Genomic DNA, 20,824 nt, shown 5'->3' on the forward strand with positions numbered 1-20,824 from the left:
TGCCGGGCGGACCCACGCCTATGATCTCCCTCAAGGCCATGAACACCATCCATGCGCGCTGGCCGGCCCCGGCGCGTTACGCGCTGGCCGCGCTGGTCTTCCTCGCCGCGGCCCTGGTGCGCTGTTGGGTCTTGCCCATGGAGTCGCGGATGACCTTCACCACGTTCTATCCCGCCCTGGCCCTCAGTTTCTACCTGGGCGGGACCGGGCCGGGCATCCTGAGCGTCCTGCTTAGCGTGGTCACCGGCTACGTGGCCCTGACGCCGCCCTTCATGCTGTTGCAGCACAAGCCCCTGGGCGATATGGCGGTCGCGACCTTCCTGCCTTCCGCCTGCATGATCGGTTTCATCGTCAAGCAGCTCCAGGCCCATTCCTTCCGTACTTCGGCGGCGCTCTCCGCCCGCCTCGACACCGAGCGGGCCTTGCGCCACGAACACGACAAGAGCCAGGCCTTGCTGCGCAACGCCAGCGACGGCATCCACATCCTCGACGAACAGGGCCATATCGTCGAGTCCAGCGATTCCTTCTGCCAGATGCTCGGCTACCGCCGGGAGGAAGTCTTGGGGATGCATTTCTCCCAATGGGAGGCGGATTCCGTGGGCGGAGGACTCGCGGCCCCGCTCGGGCGGCGATTCGAGCAGCCGGGGCGGTATCTGTTCACGACCCGGCACCGGCGCAAGGACGGCGGCGTGTTCGATGTCGAGATCAGCGGGTGCGTACTCGAATTCGGCGGGCGGCGGGTGTTGTTCAATTCCTCCCGCGATATCACCGAGCGCAGGCGGGTGGAGCAGGCGTTGCGGCGGAGCGACCAGCGTTTCCGCACGGTGTTCGAGTCCTCCCCGGACCCGACCTGGCTCATGGAGGGCCACCGCTTCGTGGAATGCAACCAGGCCGCCCTCGACCTGTTCGGCTATGGCGAGAGATCGGCCTTCCTCGATGTCCACCCCGCGCAGATTTCCCCGCCCACCCAGCCGGACGGCGAGGATTCCCAGGCCAAGGCCGAGCGCATGATGCGGGTGGCCGAAATCAACGGCCTGAACCGCTTCGAGTGGGTCCATCGGCGGGCCGACGGCGGCGATTTCTACGCCGAGGTCACCCTGTCCTCCCTCGCCTTGGAAGACAGCGACATCCTCTACGCCGTGGTGCGCGATATCTCCGCCCGCAAGCGGGCCGAATTCGAACTCGAAGAATACCGCCAGCGCCTCGAAGAACGGGTTTCCCAGAAAACCGCCGAACTGGGCGTCGCCTTGGAACAGGCCGAGGCCGCCAACCGCTCCAAGAGCGCGTTCCTGGCGAACATGTCGCATGAAATCCGCACGCCCATCGGCACCATGCTCGGCCTCGCCCATATGATGCGTAGACAAACCGACGATCCCCGCCAGCTCCAGCACCTGGAGAAAATCACGGAGGCGGGGCGGCACCTGTTGTCGGTCATCAACGACGTCCTCGACCTGTCCAAGATCGACGCGGGCAAATTCGCCCTGGAGGAAAGGCCGCTGCGGGTCGAGGCCGTGGTCGCCAATGTCGTCTCGATGCTGAAGGAGCGGGCCGACGAGCGGCGGCTGGAATTGATCAGCGAGGTGCAATCCGCGCCCCGGCAGTTCGTGGGCGACCCGACGCGCTTGCAACAGGCCCTGCTGAACTACGCCAGCAACGCCCTCAAATTCACCCCGGAAGGCCGGGTCCGGGTTTCGGCGCGGATGGTCGAGGAGGACGTGGCCAGCGGCTTGTGGCGTTTCGAGGTGAAGGACACCGGCATCGGCATCGCGCCCGAGGCGATGTCCCGGCTGTTCGGCGCGTTCGAGCAGGCCGATAGCTCGATGACCCGGAAATATGGCGGCACCGGGTTGGGCTTGGCGATCACCCGGAAAATCGCGCTGGCGATGGGGGGCGAGGCGGGGGCCGAGAGCGTCCTGGGGCAGGGCAGTTCCTTCTGGTTCACGGCGCGGCTGCGGAAAGGGGCGGTGGCCGCGGCGGCGGAGGCGCTGGCCTTGGGGGCCGCCGAGGCCGCGCTGCGGCGGGACCACGCGGGCACCCGGGTGCTGGTGGTCGAAGACGAGCCGATCAACCGGGAAATCGCCATCCTGATGTTGAAAGACCTGGGCTTCCTGGCGGACTGCGCCGAGGACGGCGTCCAGGCGGTGGAGATGGCGGGCCGCCACGCCTATCCGCTGATCCTGATGGATATGCAGATGCCGCGCCTGAGCGGCCTGGACGCCACCCGCGCCATCCGCCAATTGCCCGGAGCCGCCACGACGCCCATCGTCGCCATGACCGCCAACGCCTTCAGCGAGGATCGCCGGGCCTGCCTCGAGGCCGGGATGGACGATTTCCTCAGCAAGCCGGTGGAGCCGGAGCAGCTTTACCGGGCTTTATTGCGGTGGCTGGGCGGGGCCGGGCGGGGTTGAGGGCTGGGTCGGCCTGCCGGGCGCAGCCCGCGGCTTCGCCGCGTTTTCCTAAAGATCGAACCGCCCCGGCGTTTGCAAGCCCGGAGCGGAATCTTGAGCGTATCCCAATTCCATCCCGGTCCTGGCATGGCGGGGCAATTTACTATACTCATTGGAAATGGAGGGATGGGATTGATGCCGCTGCCCGGTGCAGCGTGGCTTTTTGCGGAATAGGTCGGATTTTATTTTCCGTGGGCAAAGCAGCGGATTTCCCGATGGAGTCGATGATGAGGCAAACCGACCAAACACTTTTGGAGCAAATGCGGATCACCGAGTTGGATATCGAGCGGCGTAAGGAATTATTAAATTTTACTGTCAAGGATGTGGAGATTTTGCTCAAGTATAAGCCGATTATAGAACATGAAATAGGGGCGATTGTCGCCGACTTTTATAGCAAGCAGACGGCGATAGACGAAATACAATTGCTCATCGGGGATTCCGATACCCTGGGGCGGTTAATGGATGCCCAGAAGCGCTATATCCGGGATTTGTTCCAAGGGATTTATGACATGGAATATGTCAATAATCGCTTGCGTATTGGTTTGGTGCATAAGCGGATTGGGGTCGAGCCCAAGCTATATCTGGCCGCCATACATACGCTCAAGGATTTGCTCTTCAGGGTGCTGAGGCCGCACGAAGAGGATGTGGATGGCTATGCCAGTATCCAGAGCGCCTTGGGAAAGCTCTTGTATTTCGATGTGACCTTGGTGTTTGAAACCTATATCCGCAGCCTTTTGGCGGAGATAGAGGTGGCCAAGGATAAGGCGGAGCGCTATGCGAAGATCATGGAGGAAAAAGTGGCGGATAGGACCAGGGAGCTTGAAAGGCTGAGCCGGATCGACGCCTTGACCGGATTGAGCAATCGCCGTGTCTTGCAGGAAGCCCTCTGCCGGGAAATCCGCTATGCCCAGAGGAATAGGCTGCCGTTGTGCTTGGTGTATTTCGATGTCGATAATTTTAAAACCATCAACGATAGGCTGGGCCACCACCGGGGGGACGAGATTCTTCAATCCATAGGCCATATCCTGCTTTCGGTTTCCAGGGATGTGGATATGTGCTTCCGCTATGGCGGGGACGAATTCTGCGTGATCTTGCAAGGTACGCTATTGGAGCAAGCCAGGGGGTCTTATGCCGGGCGGCTTTTGGATGTGCTCGCCAAGGAGATACCGGGCGTGGAGCTGAGCATAGGTATCGCCCAGACGGGCTTGGATATTTATGATTCCCCGGACGATTTGATTAAGCGGGCCGATGCCAGGATGTACGAAGCGAAGCAACATCCCGGCTCTTGGATCGAAATATGATCCGCCCGGCCTTAGGGATGGGGGTTCGGTTGCGATTGTCCTTCGGCCACCCCCACCAGCAAGCCCGAAGCCTTGAGCGCGTCCAGTTCCGCCTCGGTCTCGGCCTGGATCAATTCCAGGTGCGATAACCGGATTTCGGTGCGCGAGCGGGAGGCGTCCAACAGTTCCAACAGCGTGCCCTGGCCCAGCCGGTACGAGCTTTCCGCCATTTGCTTGAGGTCCGGGAGGTGGGCCAGGACTTCCCGCTCGAACCTATCCCGCGCCGCGCGGCGGCGCTTGAGCAATTCCGTGGCCCGCTCCAACTCCACGCGGGTGCGGGAAGCCACGAAATCGCGCTCGGCCTGGACCCTCCGTTTCTCGGCCTCGGCGCGGGCCAGGCCACCCTGGCCCCTGTCGAAGATCGGCAGTTCCACCGCGATGCCGACATAGGGCGTCATGCCATAGGGCTTGTCGGTGTAGGCGGTCCCGGCTTGCAGGGTGGGCGTGGGCCAGCGTTCGCGGCGGGCGCGTTCGATGCCGGCCTCGGCGGCGATTTCCTCGCGGCGCATGGTTTCGAGTTCGGGGTTTTTTTCCTCCGCCGCGCTCCAGAGCTGGCGCGGGTCGTCGGGCACGCCCAGGGGGCCGGGTTCGCCCAGGGCTTCGGGCCGCCAGCCGGGTAGCCCCAACAGGATGCCGATTTCGCCGGCGGTGGCCGTTTGCTCGGTGCGGGCGTTTTCCAGCCGGGTTTCCACGTTCTTGGTCTCGATGCCGATCTTCAGGAGGTCGTAGGGGCTGGCGCTGCCCGCCATTTCCCGGCCTTCGACCAGGGCGCGCAGGTGGTCCATGTCCCGCGCCGCCTCGTCCAGGATATCCACCCGTTCCCGGCCCGCTTGCAGCTTGAGGAACAAGCCCCAGGCTTCGCGCAGCAGGCCGGCGAGTTCGGCCTCGACCCCGGCCGCGGTGGCTTCCACCTTCTTTTCCGCCGCGTCCACCCGCGCCCCCCGCTGGCCGGCGATCAGGACCGGGATTTCCACCAGGAGGTTTTCCTGGGATTTGCCCTCGTACATGGTGTTGCTGCGGCTGCTGAGCTGGAACGTGCCGTAGGTCACCCGTGGATTGGGCAGGACCCCGGCCCCGACCACCTCGGCCTGGGCGGCATCGACGCGGATGCGGGCGGCGGCGTAGCGCGGGCTGTGTTCGCGGACGATGCGGAACAACTGGCCCAGGTCGATGGCCTGGGGCAGGGCGTCGGGTGGCGGCGCGGCCGGGGCCGGGAGTGCCAGGGCCAGCAGCAGGGGCAGCCAGCGCCAGGATCGCCGGGATTGCGGGGAGCGCGGAGCGTCCGGGACGGCGTTCCCGCGCGGCGCGCGGGAACGATGGCGTGGTGGGTTCATGTGGGGTCCGGCAATTCGTCTTCTTCTTCGGGGGAGAGGAGATGTTGGGGGGTGATATAGGAATAGAGGACGGGCAGCACGAACATCGCCACGAAGAAGGTGGTGAACATGCCGCCGACGATGACCACGGCGAACGGCTGTTGGGTCTCGCTGCCGATGCCGGTGGACACCGCCATGGGCAAGAGTCCCAGCAGGGCCAGCGTGGACGCCATCAGGACGGGCCGCAGCCGGTCGGTGGCCCCGCTGACGATGGCCGCCCTGAGTTCCATCCCGGCGTGGCGGCGCTCCTCGGTGGCGCTCAGCACCAAGAGGCCCATCAGCGACACTTGGCCCAACAGGGCGATGAAGCCGATGGCGGCGCTGACCGAGAGCGCGATCCCGGTGAAGAGCAGCACGAACGCGCCGCCGGTCAGGGCGAACGGGGTCGAGAGCAGGATGGCGAGGGCGCTGCGGGCCGATTGCAGGGCGCTGTATAAAAGGCCCAGCACGATCAACACCGCCACCGGCACGATCACGCCCAGCCGTCCCATGGCGCGTTGCTGGTTCTCGAATTCGCCGCCCCAGACCAGGAAATGGCCTTCCGGCATCTGGACCTTGCCCTCGACCGCCGCCCTGGCGTCGTGGACCACCGAACCCAGGTCGCGGCCTTCCACGTTGAACTTGAGCGCCAGGAACCGGCGGTTGGCCTCGCGCTCGATGGAGGTGCGGCCCCGTTCGATCTGCTGGTGCGCGACTTCCCGCAAGGGCACGCGGGCGCCCGAGGGCGTCGGGATCATCAAATCGCCGTAATGCTCCATTTCGTCGCGCTCGGTGGTGGGCAGGATCACCCGCACGGGGATGGGGCGTTCGCCTTGCCAGAGTTGCGTGACCACCTTGCCGGCCATGGCGGTTTCGATGGTGTCCTGGGCCGCGTCCACCGTGATGCCCTGCCGGGCCAGGGCCACGCGGTCGAGCTTGAGCTGCAATTGCGGCACCAGGGATTCCCGATATAAATCCAGGTCGATGACGCCGGGCACGGCTTTGAGCCGGGTTTTGGCTTCTTCCAGGGTGGAGCGCATTTTTTCCAGGTCGCTGCCGTAGATTTTCAGCACCACCTTGCCGCGCACGCCGCTGACCGCTTCCTCGACGTTGTCCTTGATCGGCTGGGAGAAATTGAAGCGCACCCCTGGGATGGCCGAGAGCGCTTCGCGCATGTCCTCGACCAGTTGTTCCTTGCTCAAGCGGGGCCGCCATTCGCCGTGCGGTTTGAGGTGGACGAAGGTTTCGCTCATGTTCACGCCCTCGTTGTCGGTGCCGTCCTCCGAGCGGCCCTGCTGGCTGAGGATGCCCTTGACCTCGGGGAAGCGCAGCAGGCGTTGCCGCATATCCTGGAGGATATCCTGGCCCTTGCCCAGGGCGATGCTGGACGGCATTTCCACGAACACATGCACGTCGCCCTCGTCCAGTTCCGGCAGGAATTCGCTGCCCAGGCGCGAGATCGAGACGCCCCCCGCCACCAGCAAGGCGACCCCGGCCAGCAAGGTCGGCGCCCGTCGGTCCAGGGCGAATTCCAGCAGGCGGCGGTATTTCCCGCGTAGGAACACCAGGAAGCGCGGTTCCTCGATCATGGCGTGCTTGGGCTGGATCAAGGCGGCGCACAGCGCGGGCACCAGGGTCAGGGCGAACACCAAGCCGCCGACCAGGGCGAAGCTATAGGTCAAGGCCAGGGGGCGGAAAATGCGGCCCTCGACCCGTTCCAGGGTGAACACCGGGATCAGGGCGGCGATGATGATGAGCATGGCGTAGAAGGTGGGCTTGGCGACCGAGAGGGCCGCGTCCACGATCACATGCACCATGTCGCGCCGGGTTTTGGGATGGCGGTGCGCGGCTTGGTGGATGACGTTCTCGACCAGCACCACCGCGCCATCGAGGATGATGCCGAAGTCGATGGCCCCCATCGAAATCAAATTGGCCGGGAGGCCCAGCCGGTACAGCCCGGCGAACGCCACCAGCAGCGACAGCGGAATCACCAGGGCCACGATCAAGGAACCGCGCACGCTCCGCAAAAACAGCCACACCACGCCCACCACCAGCAGGAAGCCGTGCATGAGGTTGTGATAGACCGTGTCCAGGGTGTTGTGGACCAGTTCGGTGCGGTCCAGGAACGGCACGATTTTCATGCCGGCCGGCAGGATGCGGGTGTTGAGTTCTTCCACCTTCTCATGCACCGCTTCCAGCACGCGGGAAGGATTCTGGCCGCGCCGCAATAGCACGATGCCTTCCACAGCCTCCTTCTGCCCGTCGAGGCCCACCGCGCCTTGGCGCGGGGTGTAGGCTTGCACCAGCCGGGCCACGTCGCCCACGGTGACGGGCGTGCCGCCTTCGCTCTTCAGCACGATGCGCTTCACGTCGTCGGGCGAACCGAGATAGCCCACGCCGCGCACCACCATCTGTTGGTCGCCATGGCGCAGGAAGCCCGCGCCCACGTTGCGGTTGGAACTGGCGATGGCCTGGTTCACCTCGTCCAGGGTCAGGCCGACCGAATCCAGCCGCGCCGGATCGACTTCGACATAAATCTCCTTGTAGAACCCGCCGAAGGTCAGCACATCGGCCACGCCCTGCACTTGGCGCAGCACGCGGGATACGTTCCATTCCATCTCCGAGCGCAGTTCATAGAGGTCGTGGCGGTCGCTGACCACCATGAATTTATAGATTTCGCCCAGCGGCGTGTAATCGGGGGCCAGGACCGGCTGCACGCCGTCGGGTAATTCCGCCCCGTGCATCCGCTCCGAAACCAAGGTGCGGGAATGGAAACTGTCGGCCTCGTCCTGGAAGGTGATGGTGATGAGCGACAGCCCGAACAGGCTTTGGCTGCGCATTTGCAGCATGTCCGGGGTGCCGTTCAGCACCCGTTCCAGGGGGACGGTGACCTGCCGTTCGACTTCCTCCGGCGCGTAGCCCGGCATCAGCGAAATGACCGTCACCTGGGTGTTGGTCACGTCCGGGTAGGCTTCGATGGGGGTTTCCAGATAGGCGTGCAGCCCGAACAGGGCGACGACCACGGTGAGCGCGATGACGGCCAGGCGGCGGTGTACGCAATGCTCGATCAATAAGCTCAGCATGGTTCCCGACCTAGAGCAGCATGGCGGCTTCGGTGTCGATCAGCAAGGCGCCCGAGACCACCACCCGCTCGCCGCTCTTGAGGCCGTCGAGGATGGGGGTCATGCCGCTGCGGGCCGGGCCGATCTGCACTTCCCGTGGCTCGAACACGCCCTCGGCGGTTTCCACATAGACCAGGGTTTGCTTGCCGTCCTTGATGAGGATGGCCGTGGTGGGCAGGACGATATGGCCCGGCCCCGCGGCCTCGATGGATACCCGCGCATACATGCCGGGCCGCAGCGGGGTCTTGGGATCGTCGGGTTCGATGAAGACCTGGCCGCGGCGCATATCGGCCTGGATCGCGGCGCTCTCGCCCACCACATGGCCGCCGATGGGCTGGGGCAGGGAAGCGAGGCCGATGCTGGCCGCCGCGCCTTTTTCCACCAGCAGCAAATCCGGCTCGAACACATCGGCCACGATCCACAGCGAGGACGGCTCGCCCAGGTCGAACAGCGCCGAACCCGCCGCCACCGTCGCCCCCGCCGCCACATAGGCCCGCAGCACCGTACTGTCCATCGGGGCGCGGACGATGACTTCCTCCGACACGCCGCCGCCCAGGAGGCGCAGGGCGTCGCGGGCGCGTTCGTAGTCGGCGCGGTCCTCGTTCAACTGGGCTTCCGCCTCCATGCGCTCGATCTCCAGGCCGACGCCGCTGCGCTTCATCTCCTCCTGGCGCTGGTAGCGGTATTCGGCGCGGGCCAGTTCCACCTTGGCGCGGGCGAAATCCGAACGCATCTGCGCGGCCTCGGCGCTGGCCAGGGTGACGAGCGGATCGCCCGCCTTGACCCGGTCGCCGATCTGCACGTGGATCTTGCCGATCCGGCCCGCCACCACGGTGCCCGCCGTGGAAATGGCCTTGGCCCGGAAATCCACCCGGCCCGGCGCGGACACCACGCCCGCCGAAGCTTGCGGCGAAATCGCCTCCACTTTGATATAGCCGAGGGATTCGGCACGGAGCTTGATGACGCGCTGGGGCGCGGGATGTTCGGCGGGCGAGATGGCCAGGGGCGGTGCCGCCAGGGCGGAGGGTTCATGGTGGCCGCAGCCGGCGATGAGCATCGCCGCTGCGGGTCCGGCGAGTCCTGCAAGGCGCATGGTGGTTTTGGTTCGGGTGTTCATAAGCCTAAAGCATCCGCAAGCGGGGTGGGCGCTTGCCATGGGGCGCGGGACGCGGAGGGTCCGGCGCAATCCGTTAATTATAGTATCGTGGCGATACTTTTGGGTCTGTTCTTATTTTAGGCGGGGAATGAATTTTTATCGCTATATGTCCCGGAAAAATCAGGTCGGCGTTGCGTGGGAGTACAGCCAACGGGGTTGGATATCCTCGTGATCGCTGCGCCACCGGGTGGGTGGGATGGCCGTTGCGCGGCCAGCGGCGGGCCCGCAAGCTGCGGAAAGGGCTTCGGGACCGTGTGTCGGCGGCCAGCGTGTCCATCGGGATGGGATGGGGGGTTCCCGGCCCCGCCATGATGAGGCGTCGGGCAATGCGCCACACCCGTTTGGGCACGGGGAGGTTCGGCATCCATGCCGACAAGGGGCATCCCTGCGGGTTCGTAAGCAGGCTCCATGCCAACCGATGGCCGGTCCCGAGGCCCAAGATTCCCGCGTATTTGCGCGGGAAGCTGGGGCATGGGGACGACCCGATAGGTTGAAAAACGCCAGGCTTCCTGTGGATTTCAACCAGGATGTTCCGGCCCGGTCCCGAAACGCAGCATTCATCCGCCAAGCCTCCGGTCCCGTCCTGCTTGCGGGCGGCGTTTCGATATATCATGCCCCGGTTCCGCCATCCCCGGACGGCGCGGAATTCCTTGCAAATCATCAATCACGGTAAACATCATGCTGAATAAGCTAGCCGCCTTCCCAGGCATCCCAGGCCCGGTCGTCACCATCGTCCTCGACGGCTTCGGTTTTAGCGACCAAACCGAGGGCAATGCCATCGCCCAGGCCTATACTCCGACCCTGGACCGGCTATTCGCCCAATACCCCCACACCCTGTTGAAGGCCCACGGCACCGCCGTCGGTATGCCCAGCGACGAAGACATGGGCAATTCCGAGGTCGGCCATAACGCCATCGGCGCGGGCCAGGTCTACAACCAGGGCGCGTCCCTGGTGTCCGAGGCCATCGCCAGCGGGGCGCTGTACCAAGGCCAGGCATGGCAGGAAGTGGTCGCCAACGTCAAGGACCACGGCTCGACCTTGCACTTCCTGGGACTGTTCTCCGACGGCAACGTGCATTCCCATATCGACCACCTCAAGGCGCTGATCCAACGCGCCAAGCTGGAAGGCGTCGCCCAGGTCCGCGTCCACATCTTGATCGATGGCCGCGACGTGCCGGAAACCTCCGCCCTGGATTATGTCGAGCCGTTCGAGGAGTTTTTGAAGCAGGTGCGGGGCGATGGCTTCGATGTCCGTATCGCCAGCGGCGGCGGGCGTATGTTCATCACCATGGACCGCTACGAGGCCGATTGGAAGATGGTGGAACGCGGCTGGCAAACCCATGTGCGCGGCGAGGCCCAGCAGTTCGCGTCCGCCGCCGAGGCGGTGCGCGGGTTGCGGGAACAGCATCCCGGCATCATCGACCAGGATTTGCCCGCCTTCGTCGTCGCCGAGAACGGCCAGCCGGTCGGCAGGATCGTCGATCATGACAGCGTGGTGTTCTTCAACTTCCGTGGCGACCGCGCCTTGGAAATCACCCGCGCCTTCGAGGAAGGCCCGGAATTTCCAGGCTTCGACCGCGGCGACGTGCCCAGCGTGACCTACGCCGGGATGCTGCAATACGACGGCGATTTGAAAATCCCCAAGCGCTATCTGGTCGAGCCGCCCGCCATCCGCAACACCCTGGGCGAGCAACTGGCCGAGGCGGGCATCACCCAGCTCGCCATCTCCGAGACCCAGAAATACGGCCACGTCACCTATTTCTGGAACGGCAACCGCAGCGGCAAGTTCGACGACAAGCTCGAAACCTATATCGAGATTCCTTCCGACAACGTGCCGTTCGAGCAGCGCCCGTGGATGAAGTCCGCCGAAATCACCGACGAACTGATCCGCCAAATCCGCAGCGGCAAGCACAAGTTCCTGCGCGTCAACTACGCCAACGGCGACATGGTCGGCCATACCGGGAACTTCCAGGCGACGATCAGCGCGGTGGAGGCGGTGGATATTGCCCTGAGCCGCTTGCTGCCGGTGATCGACGCCATGCAGGGCGTGGCGATCATCACCGCCGACCACGGCAACGCCGACGAGATGTACGAACTCGACAAGAAGACCGGCCAACCCAAGAAGAGTAAGGACGGGCGTTTCAAGGCCAAGACCGCGCACACGCTGAACCCGGTGCCGTTCATCTTCTACGACAACCAGACCCACGGCGCGGCCCAGATCGACGAGAACCATTTCGGCCTGAGCAACCTCGCCAGCACCATCGTCAACCTGTTGGGCTATGAAGCCCCGACGATGTGGGATCGCGGCATCCTGCGCTTCAAATAAGCCCGCCCGGAATCCCGGCCCTTACAGGTGTAGGTTTATTCATACCGCCCCCGTGAGGATCGCCACGGTTGCCCCTGGGGTTGGGATTGGCACCGATGGCCAGGGTTCTGGGCGGGCCTTCCCCACCGGCAAGGCGCGGCGCTCGAAGAGGGCGGCCAGGATCAGGGAACGGCCATGGCGGAAAATCCCCACCAGCCGCCAGCGGTGGGCCTGTTGGCGGGGAGAGCCCGGAATGGCCGGGAAGGTGGCGGCGGCCATTCCGGCCTCGGCCTCCCCGCCCACCGAGAGCAGCCACCAGGTGGCGATGGCGATCGCCAACCAGAGGCGCTCCGCCCGCTCGGGATCGTCCATGCGGGTGTTCTGCCATTGCCAGCCGCCGCCCTTGATTTTCTTGAAGCTTTGCTCGATCCAACCGCGCAATCCGTACCAGCAGGCGTTGGCGGCTTCCGGCGGCAGGTCCGTCAGGACGAGCCAGGGGTCCTTGTGGCCTTCCCCCCAATAGGCCAACAGGGTGCAGTCCAGGCGGGTCCGCTTGCCGCCGAACGCCGTCCCCCGGCCTTGCCAGCGGTCGCCCACCTTCGGCACCAGGCGGGTGAACGGCCGCCAGTGCCGCCATCCCCGGGGGCGGAAGGTGCCGCCCGAGTTCACCCGCAGCATCGGGTGCCAGCCCAGCGCTTGGATCCCCTCGAACAGCCACTTGGCGTACAGCCCCCGGTCCGCCAGCACCAGGACGGTCCACGACGCGGGCGCGACGTCCTTAAAATGCCTCAGCAAGGCCAGCCATTCGGGCTTCCACGGATGCTTCCGTTCCGCCCTCAGCACCTTCCAGGCCACCGGCACCGCGCAGCCCCGGTAAAGTACGCTGACCGCCAGGACCACGAACCGCTGCCCCAGGCTCGTCGCGTCCAAGGCGACCGCCAACTGGTTTCCATCCCAGCCCTCCAAAACCCAGCCCAGCCAGGGGGCCCGGCACGCCTCCACGTCGAGTTCGCGGCGCTCCTTCCCGGCCTTGGCCTCCTTCCCACGGTAGACGTCGCGCAGGCGCTCCCGCACCGCGTCGCCCTTCTGCCCCAGCCGACACGACCACCAGTCGGTCAGCGCCGAAAGGCTGCAAGCGCCGACCACGACCATGCCCAGGCTCCACAGGGCCAAGCCCATCACCATCGGCTTCGAAAGGCCGGGAAAGTGGATGGCGATCTCCCGGTTCCATTGGTACAGTTCTGAAGGGCGAGGCATGGCGGTTCCTCCGGTACAGGGTGTTTGTCGTTACTCACCAATGTACCTTAACCCTTTGTCTCGCCTCCGGTTTTTTCAAAAACCTACACTTGTAAGGAATCCCGGCCCCCTCCGGCGGGGCCGGGCTCCGCCATTTCCCCGATGCCGGTGCGGAATTTATCCGCTATCCTCAAACAGGATGGACCACACGACCTTTCCCATGGGCGACAAAGACATCCTTTCCAAATCGATCTTCAAGGCGCTGGTGCGCGACTTCGCGACCTATTTGTTCCATCTGCCGGTCGTCGAGGTCGAACTGTTGGAAACCGCGCAGCAGCGGGTCGAGGAACGCCGCGCCGACCTCGTCGCCAAGGTCGCCCTGGCCGATGGCCTGCCTTTCATACTGCACATCGAAATCCAGAACGATAATCTCGCCGTCATGCCGGTGCGGATGCTGCGCTATCTGACCGACATCCTGTTGGAGAATCCGGGCCTGCCGGTGAGGCAATATCTGGTCTATATCGGCAAGAAACCGCTCGGCATGGCCGATGGCTTGAACCTCCCCGGTTTGACCTACCACTACGAATTGATCGACATGTACCGGGTAGATGCGGAATCCTTATTGCGGCAAGACGCGCCGGATGCCTGGGTGTTGGCGATACTTTGCGATTTCCGGGGCCGGACGCCGCGTGAATTGGTGCATGGGATTCTCGAGCGCTTGGTCAGGGAATTCTGGGGCCAGCCGGGCAAATTGCGCGAATATGTGCGGATGCTGGAAATCTTGGGCAGCAACCGTGATTTCGAGGTCGATATCGAGGAGGAACTGGAAATGTTGAAGATCGAATATGAGAAGTTGCCGACTTATCGGATGGGGCTGAAGAAGGGCGAATTGATAGGCGTGGAGAAAGGCGTAGCGCAAGAGAAGATCGCGGTTGCTAAAAATCTATTGGCAATGGGGCTAGATGATTTGCAAATAGCCTCGGCCACCGAGCTACAGGTTGCGGATATCGCTCGGCTCCGGGAAAACAGGCTGGAGTAAATCTGCAATATGAATAAAGCAGACCTCGAAAATCTGGCGGAAATCAGATTGCAAGAAGCCAAGGTTCTGCTGTCGGCGGAATGTTATCCGGGTGCTTATTATTTGGCGGGCTACGCCTTGGAATGTGTTTTGAAGGCGTGCATCGCCAAGCAGGTCAAGGCGTTCGATTTTCCCGATAAGCAGCTTGCTTACGATTGCTATACCCATAACCTCGCTAAGCTGCTCTCAACCGCGAATCTAAGGGACGCGCTTAATCAGCAGGAAAAGCTGGATAACAACTTTAGGCTGAACTGGATAATCACTAATGCTTGGTCAGAGGAGACTCGTTATCGAACCGATATTAGCAAGCAAGAGGCCATTGATTTGTTCAATGCGATCACCAACGACCAGACAGGAATATTGCCATGGCTCAGGAAATATATATAGACCAGTGGTTTTCCCCGGAAATGCGTTCAGCAGGGGAACGGCTGGTTAAACGGCTACATGAAACCGGAGCCGAAGTCGCGTCGGCCTTTTGGCTGTTTGATGCCAATGAGAATTTTTGGGCGCTTTATATTATTTCGCCTTTGGTCGCGACGGAAGGCCCGAAAGCTTACTATAAAAGGATACAAGATATTATTAACCAAGCCGGGCCGGATGAGGGGATTTTATCATTGCATGATCTTCGGGTATGGAGTACCGGCCACCCCCTCGCCAAAGCCCTTGGTAAAAGCCAATTCAATCAAGCCACCCAAGGCAATACCCGGATAGGTAGGAGCTATATCGAGGGTGTTTATGTGGCGGATATGTATTTGTATTCCATGGATCGGGATTTGTTGCGGGCGGCATGAAAAAGATTAAATCGCTCAATATATGGAGTGATTTATATGCGAACGAATGTTAATTTTTATTTAAATGAGGTGCGATGTTATGAACCAAATTTTTTTAACTCCAGAGGAAGTGGCCGAGTTGCTTCGCGTTTCCACGAATGATGTTGTTGAACTTATAGAAGATGGTTCTTTATCTGCTTTACAGATAGGAGAAAACTGGCGTATTACTCAGGAAAGCCTGACGGGGTTTTTGTCTGAGGGGTTGAGGATGCAAAATTTGAAGGCTATAAATCTGGCGATGCAAGACCCAAACGCTTGGGCGAATATACTCCGTGAGTCTCCCGATGTGGTGAGCAATATAACCGCTGGTAATTTCGAAGATGGAACCTTTGGGGATTTCTTGCAAAAAGTGCTTGCTACATCTGATGGTGTATTATCAGGGACAGTCGCTACGCTTCGTCCACGTAAATCATAAAATTGGAGGTGTTCATGGCCGCAGAGCTTTTTATTAATAATTCTTGGGTTCAGGTTGTTGTGTACCGAAAGCAGCGCCCGCCGATTCAAACATATTTGCCTATGGGTATTAAGATTGCTCACCCTAACAAGGTAGACGTGGAAATACACGTTCCTGAAAATGTGAAAGTTATTTCGGGATTATATGAGCTTCGTGAAGATGGTTTAACCTCTAAGTGTGAGATTACAGTGCAAAGTGAAAATATTTTATATGGAGTTATTGTTTAGATAGGGGCTAGGGTGGGTTTGAGAAGCTTAATTTTTCGGTTTCCCAGCCGGAAAACATGCGGGTTGTTTTCGATATGGCCGGGCAATCCCTAGCATAAATCTGTGAGTTTATGAATCAGACAATCGAGCTGAATGAATATAACGACCTCCCGGCTGAAATAGATTTCAGCAAAGGGACTCGGGGCAAGTTTTATCATCCCGACACCAAGCTCAATCTGCCAATTTATTTGGATGAGGACGTACAGCGTTATCTCGCGGCCATCGCGTCGCGCAAGGGAATCCCTATTTCCGATGTCGCCAATGATTTGCTCAAGAAAGATATCGCCATGATCGAAGCCGTGCGTTGAGGCGGAAATTAGAATGATCCGTCCACGCATCCCAGTATTTAGAACCACCAAGGGGTAATCCGATGACAAAATCCCAAGTCATCACCCTGGAAGGCAACGAAGCCGTCGCTTACGTCGCCTACCGAGTCAACGAAGTCTGCGCGATCTACCCGATCACGCCCTCCTCCACCATGGCCGAACTGGCCGACCAATGGTCCGCCGAAGGCAAGAAGAATATCTGGGGCGAAATCCCCCTGGTCGTCGAGATGCAGAGCGAAGGCGGGGCCGCCGGCGCGGTCCACGGCGCGTTGCAGACCGGGGCGCTCACCACCACCTTCACGGCCTCGCAAGGGCTGCTGTTGATGATCCCCAACATGTACAAGATCGCCGGGGAACTCACCCCGACGGTGTTCCACGTCGCGGCGCGGGCGCTGGCGGCGCAGGGCTTGTCGATCTTCGGCGACCATTCCGACGTGGCGGCGGTGCGGCATACCGGCTTCGCCCAACTCGGTTCGGCCTCGGTGCAGGAAGCCCACGATATGGCCCTTATCGCCCAGGCCGCAACCCTGGCGACACGGGTGCCGTTCGTGCATTTCTTCGATGGTTTCCGCACTTCCCATGAAGTCAGCAAGTTGCATCTCATCCCCGATGAACAGATGCGGGCCATGATCGACGAAAGCCTCGTCCGGGCGCACCGGGCGCGTGGCCTCAATCCCGACAATCCCTTCATCCGCGGCACGGCGCAGAACCCGGACGTGTATTTCCAGGGCCGCGAGACGGTGAACCCGTTCTACGCCCAGTTGCCCGCCGCCGTGCAGCAGGTCATGGACCGCTTCGGCGAACTCACGGGCCGCAAGTACCACCTGTTCGATTATTACGGCCATCCCGAGGCCGAGCGCGTCGCCGTCATCATGGGTTCCGGGGTCTACACCTTGCGCGAAACCGTGCGTTATCTGGAGGCCCAGGGCGAAAAGGTCGGTGTGATCCATGTCAGGCTATGCCTGCCGTTCTCGGCGGAACATTTCCTGGCAGCGCTGCCCAAGACCTGCCGCGCCATCGCGGTGCTGGACCGCCTCAAAGCGCCCGGTTCTTCCGGTGAGCCGCTTTATGGCGATGTGGTGTCCACCCTGGCCGAAGCCTATCTCGGCGGCAAGTTGCCGAATCTGCCGCGCATCATCGGCGGGCGTTATGGCTTGTCGTCCAAGGAATTCAATCCCGGCATGGCGAAGGCGGTGCTGGACGAACTCGCCAAGGACGAACCCAAGAATCATTTCACGGTCGGCATCCACGACGATGTGTCGTTCACCAGCCTGGAGTACGACGCCGGTTTCGATATCGAGCCGGATAATGTGGTCCGCGCCTTGTTCTTCGGCCTGGGCGCGGATGGCACCGTCGGCGCGAACAAGAACAGCATCAAGATCATCGGCGAATCCACCGACCTTTATGCCCAGGGCTATTTTGTCTACGACTCCAAGAAATCCGGCTCCCGCACGGTGTCGCATGTGCGCTTCGGGCCGGAACCCATCGAAGCGCCGTACTTGATCCAAAAGGCCAGCTTCATCGGCTGCCATCAATTCAACTTCGTGGAAAAGCTCGACGTGCTGGCCAACGCCAAGCCCGGCGCGACCTTGCTGCTCAGCAGTCCCTACGGTGCCGACGAAGTTTGGGACCGGCTGCCCCGCGAAATGCAGCAGCGCATCATCGACTTGCAGCTCAAGTTCTACGTGATCGACGCCGCCAAGGTGGCGCGGGATACCGGCATGGCCGGGCGTACCAACACCATCATGCAGACCTGTTTCTTCGCGCTGTCCGGCGTGCTGCCGCGTGAAGCCGCCATCGCCAAGATCAAGGAGGCGATCAAGAAGACCTACGGCAAGAAGGGCGAGGACGTGGTGCGGAAGAACTTCGAGGCGGTGGACCAGACCTTGGCCCATCTCTACGAAGTGAGCGTGCCCGCCGAGGCCAGCAGTCCCATCGAACTGCCGCCGGTGGTGTCGCCCGATGCGCCCGAGTTCGTGCGGAAGGTGACGGCCATGATGATGGCCGGGCGCGGTGACGAATTGCCGGTCAGCCAGGTGCCGTTGGACGGCACCTATCCCTCCGGCACCACCCAGTGGGAAAAGCGCAACATCGCCCAGTCCGTGCCGATGTGGGAGCCGGATATTTGCATCCAATGCGGCAATTGCAGCTTCGTTTGCCCGCATAGCGTGATCCGCGCCAAGTTCTACCACCAGGACCAACTCGCCGGTGCGCCGGAAAGCTTCCAGTCCACGCCCATCAGCGCCCGCGGCTTCCCGGAAACCCGCTACACCTTGCAGGTGTACACCGAAGACTGCACCGGCTGTGGCCTGTGCGTCGAGGTCTGCCCGGCCAAGAGCCTCAAGGAAAGCGGCGTGAAAGCCATCAATATGAAACCGAAAGACCCGGTGCCGACGAAGGACCGCGAAAACATCGGTTTCTTCGAGACGCTGCCGGTCAACAACCGCGCCCGCGTGGATTTCTCGTCGGTGCGCGGGGCGCAGTTCCTGCAACCCTTGTTCGAGTTCAGCGGGGCGTGCGCGGGCTGCGGCGAAACGCCTTATGTGCGCTTGCTCTCGCAGTTGTTCGGCGACCGGCTCATCGTCGCCAATGCCACCGGCTGTTCTTCGATCTATGGCGGCAACCTGCCGACCACGCCGTGGACCACCGATGGCGAGGGCAGGGGGCCGGCGTGGTCGAATTCGCTGTTCGAGGACAACGCCGAATTCGGCCTGGGTTTCCGGCTGACGGCGGACCAGCATTTGAGCTTGGCCCAACGCTTGGCGACCGGACTCAAGGACACGCTGGAACGGCCCGCCCTGGTCGATGAAATCCTCGCCGCGCCGCAACTCACCGAATCCCAAATCCGCGCCCAACGCGAACGGGTGGCGAAGTTGAAAGCCGCCTTGATGCTACGCGACGACGAAGCCGCCAAGGATTTGCTGTCGGTGGTCGATCAGCTGGTGCGGCGCAGCATCTGGATCGTCGGCGGCGATGGCTGGGCCTACGACATCGGCTCGGGCGGGTTGGACCATGTGTTGGCGTCGGGGCGCAATGTGAATGTGCTGGTGCTGGATACCGAGGTGTATTCCAATACCGGCGGGCAATCGTCCAAGGCCACGCCGCTCGGGGCCGTCGCCAAATTCGCCGCCGCCGGTAAAACGGTGGCGAAAAAGGATTTGGCCTTGCAGGCCATGGCCTACGGCAATGTCTACGTCGCCCGCATCGCCATGGGGGCCAATCCGCAACAGACGCTCCTGGCCTTCCGCGAGGCCGAGGCCTATCCGGGGCCGTCGATCATCCTGGCCTATAGCCATTGCATCGCCCACGGCATCGACATGCGCCAAGGCTTGCAGCAGCAGGATAGGGCGGTGGCTTCGGGCTATTGGCCCTTGCTGCGCTATAACCCGGCCCTGCGCGAAACCGATAGGAATCCCTTCGTATTGGATTCGCCCCGTCCCCGGATCAAGTTCAAGGACTACGCCCAGAACGAACTGCGCTACAAGATGCTGAGCCGCACCCATCCCGAGGAATACGAGAAGCTGATGGGCATGGCCCAGCAGGTGCTGCGGCAGAAATGGCAGGTGTACGAGGAAATGGCGACGCGGGGCGGTGGGCAGTTCCACCCGGATGCCAGCGTGAAGCTGAAATAGCCGCCTATCCGGCACGGCGCGGATTTCCAGGCCTGGGCTTGGTAATCCGCGCCCGGCGATACAACAACGTTTTAAAGGGGTATTCCGAATGGACCTAAGCACCCAATACATGGGCCTGAAGCTGAAACATCCCATCATCGCCTCGGCCTCGCCGCTGTCGGAGAGCCTCGACGGCATCCGCCGCCTCGAAGACGGCGGCGCGGCGGCCATCGTGATGTTTTCCTTGTTCGAGGAGCAAATCCGCCGCGAGAACGCCGCCTTCGACCGGCTGCTCTCGCACGGGGCGCAGAGCTTCGCCGAATCCCTGAGTTATTTCCCGGAGGTCGGCGACGACTTCGCGGTCGGTCCCGACGCCTATCTCGACCTGGTGCGCCGCGCCGCCGAGTCCACCCATATTCCCATCATCGCCAGCATCAACTGCGTCACCAGCGAGGGCTGGATCGAATACGCCCGCCAGTTGCAACAGGCGGGTGCCCACGGCCTGGAACTCAACCTCTACGCCATCGAGGCCAATCTGGATATCACGGGCCAGGAGGTCGAACAGCGCTATCTCGACAGCCTCAAGCTGGTCAAACAGGCCGTGTCCATCCCGGTGGCGATGAAGCTCAGCCCCTTCTTCAGCGCCTTCGGCCATATGGCGAAACAACTGGACGCGGCGGGGGCCGACGCCCTGGTGCTGTTCAACCGCTTCTACCAGCCCGATTTCGACATCGACACCCTGGAGGTCGCCCCGACGCTGAAACTCAGCCAAGCCGGAGAAATCCGCCTGCCCCTGCTGTGGATCGCCTTGCTGTACGGCAAGCTGAACGCTTCGCTGGGCGCGACCCGTGGCGTGGAGACTTCGCTGGAAGTGGTCAAGTACCTCTTGGCCGGGGCCGACGCCGTGATGACCACGGCGGCCCTGCTCCGCAACGGGCCCGGCTATATCGCCCAACTGTTGGCCGGGCTGGGCGCTTGGGTCGAAGAGCGCGGTTTCGATTCCGTGGCGTCCCTGCGCGGCGTCATGAGCCATGCCAAGGTCGCCGATCCCCTCGCGTTCGAACGGGCCAATTACATCAAGATTCTCGAAAGTTACCGTTGACCTAGTGTTACTACGCAGATAGCCCGGTATTTCTACGGGGGTAATCCAGGCCGGTGGATTTCCCCCCGACATTCCCCAGCGAGATTCCGGCCCTCCCGCCATGACTTACCCGTCCCAGCTTCCCACCAAAACCACCGTGAATGTCGGCTTGGATGACATCGAAATCCCTTCCAAACAACGGATGATCCAAAGGCGGATTC

15 protein-coding genes are annotated in these 20,824 nt (G+C 62.2%); 11 read left to right on the forward strand and 4 right to left on the reverse strand.

The window, feature by feature from the left end; genetic code table 11:
- Positions 1 to 20: 20 nt before the first annotated feature.
- Positions 21 to 2,408: a PAS domain S-box protein gene (locus tag K5658_RS08890; RefSeq protein WP_221066582.1), complete on the forward strand. Its 2,388-nt coding sequence runs from the start codon at positions 21 to 23 to the stop codon at positions 2,406 to 2,408.
- A gap of 266 nt (positions 2,409 to 2,674) precedes the next feature.
- Positions 2,675 to 3,748 carry a GGDEF domain-containing protein gene (locus K5658_RS08895; RefSeq protein ID WP_221066583.1) on the forward strand — a complete coding sequence of 358 codons (1,074 nt, stop codon included), beginning with the start codon at positions 2,675 to 2,677 and terminating at the stop codon, positions 3,746 to 3,748.
- A gap of 11 nt (positions 3,749 to 3,759) precedes the next feature.
- Here K5658_RS08895 and K5658_RS08900 read toward each other — a convergent pair whose 3' ends face one another.
- The 3 genes from K5658_RS08900 to K5658_RS08910 are packed head-to-tail and all read right to left on the reverse strand — an operon-like array spanning position 3,760 to position 9,378.
- Positions 3,760 to 5,121, reverse strand: a complete 1,362-nt coding sequence (locus K5658_RS08900) for a TolC family protein (RefSeq protein ID WP_221066584.1) — start codon at positions 5,119 to 5,121, stop codon at positions 3,760 to 3,762.
- On the reverse strand, positions 5,118 to 8,222 hold the full coding sequence (locus K5658_RS08905; RefSeq protein WP_221066585.1) for an efflux RND transporter permease subunit: 3,105 nt from the start codon (positions 8,220 to 8,222) through the stop codon (positions 5,118 to 5,120). The genes K5658_RS08900 and K5658_RS08905 overlap by 4 nt, the downstream gene beginning before the upstream one ends.
- Before the next feature lie 10 nt (positions 8,223 to 8,232).
- Positions 8,233 to 9,378, reverse strand: a complete 1,146-nt coding sequence (locus K5658_RS08910) for an efflux RND transporter periplasmic adaptor subunit (RefSeq protein ID WP_246628600.1) — start codon at positions 9,376 to 9,378, stop codon at positions 8,233 to 8,235.
- Between the two features lie 717 nt (positions 9,379 to 10,095).
- Here K5658_RS08910 and gpmI point away from each other — a divergent pair.
- The gene (gene gpmI / locus K5658_RS08915; RefSeq protein ID WP_221066586.1) at positions 10,096 to 11,742 is read left to right on the forward strand and encodes a 2,3-bisphosphoglycerate-independent phosphoglycerate mutase; all 1,647 of its coding nucleotides are present in this window, start codon (positions 10,096 to 10,098) and stop codon (positions 11,740 to 11,742) included.
- A gap of 39 nt (positions 11,743 to 11,781) precedes the next feature.
- Here the strand turns inward: gpmI and K5658_RS08920 are convergent, their stop codons facing one another.
- On the reverse strand, positions 11,782 to 12,978 hold the full coding sequence (locus K5658_RS08920) for a transposase (RefSeq protein WP_221066587.1): 1,197 nt from the start codon (positions 12,976 to 12,978) through the stop codon (positions 11,782 to 11,784).
- 199 nt (positions 12,979 to 13,177) lie between these two features.
- On the opposite strand from K5658_RS08920, the gene K5658_RS08925 reads away from it, so the two are divergent.
- The 8 genes from K5658_RS08925 (at position 13,178) to K5658_RS08960 (ending at position 20,624) form a co-directional block, all read left to right on the forward strand.
- Positions 13,178 to 13,996: an RpnC/YadD family protein gene (locus tag K5658_RS08925; protein WP_221066588.1), complete on the forward strand. Its 819-nt coding sequence runs from the start codon at positions 13,178 to 13,180 to the stop codon at positions 13,994 to 13,996.
- Positions 13,997 to 14,005: 9 nt separating this feature from the next.
- Complete coding sequence (locus tag K5658_RS08930; RefSeq protein ID WP_221066589.1) at positions 14,006 to 14,422, forward strand: HEPN domain-containing protein; 417 nt, start codon at positions 14,006 to 14,008, stop codon at positions 14,420 to 14,422.
- A complete protein-coding gene (locus K5658_RS08935; protein ID WP_221066590.1) occupies positions 14,401 to 14,826 on the forward strand; it encodes a hypothetical protein in 426 nt (141 codons plus the stop codon). The genes K5658_RS08930 and K5658_RS08935 overlap by 22 nt, the downstream gene beginning before the upstream one ends.
- Before the next feature lie 79 nt (positions 14,827 to 14,905).
- Positions 14,906 to 15,280: a helix-turn-helix domain-containing protein gene (locus K5658_RS08940; protein ID WP_221066591.1), complete on the forward strand. Its 375-nt coding sequence runs from the start codon at positions 14,906 to 14,908 to the stop codon at positions 15,278 to 15,280.
- A gap of 14 nt (positions 15,281 to 15,294) precedes the next feature.
- Positions 15,295 to 15,546 (forward strand): hypothetical protein, encoded by a 252-nt coding sequence (locus K5658_RS08945; RefSeq protein WP_221066592.1) that lies wholly within the window; start codon positions 15,295 to 15,297, stop codon positions 15,544 to 15,546.
- Positions 15,547 to 15,656: 110 nt separating this feature from the next.
- Positions 15,657 to 15,893, forward strand: a complete 237-nt coding sequence (locus K5658_RS08950; RefSeq protein WP_221066593.1) for a hypothetical protein — start codon at positions 15,657 to 15,659, stop codon at positions 15,891 to 15,893.
- A 62-nt stretch (positions 15,894 to 15,955) separates the two neighbouring features.
- Positions 15,956 to 19,543 (forward strand): pyruvate:ferredoxin (flavodoxin) oxidoreductase, encoded by a 3,588-nt coding sequence (gene nifJ / locus K5658_RS08955; RefSeq protein WP_221066594.1) that lies wholly within the window; start codon positions 15,956 to 15,958, stop codon positions 19,541 to 19,543.
- An 88-nt stretch (positions 19,544 to 19,631) separates the two neighbouring features.
- Entirely contained in the window at positions 19,632 to 20,624 is a 993-nt protein-coding gene (locus tag K5658_RS08960) for a dihydroorotate dehydrogenase-like protein (RefSeq protein ID WP_221066595.1), read from the forward strand.
- The last annotated feature ends 200 nt before the right edge of the window (positions 20,625 to 20,824 follow it).

This window comes from Methylomagnum ishizawai, from assembly GCF_019670005.1.
GTDB classification, from domain to species: Bacteria; Pseudomonadota; Gammaproteobacteria; order Methylococcales; family Methylococcaceae; genus Methylomagnum; species Methylomagnum ishizawai.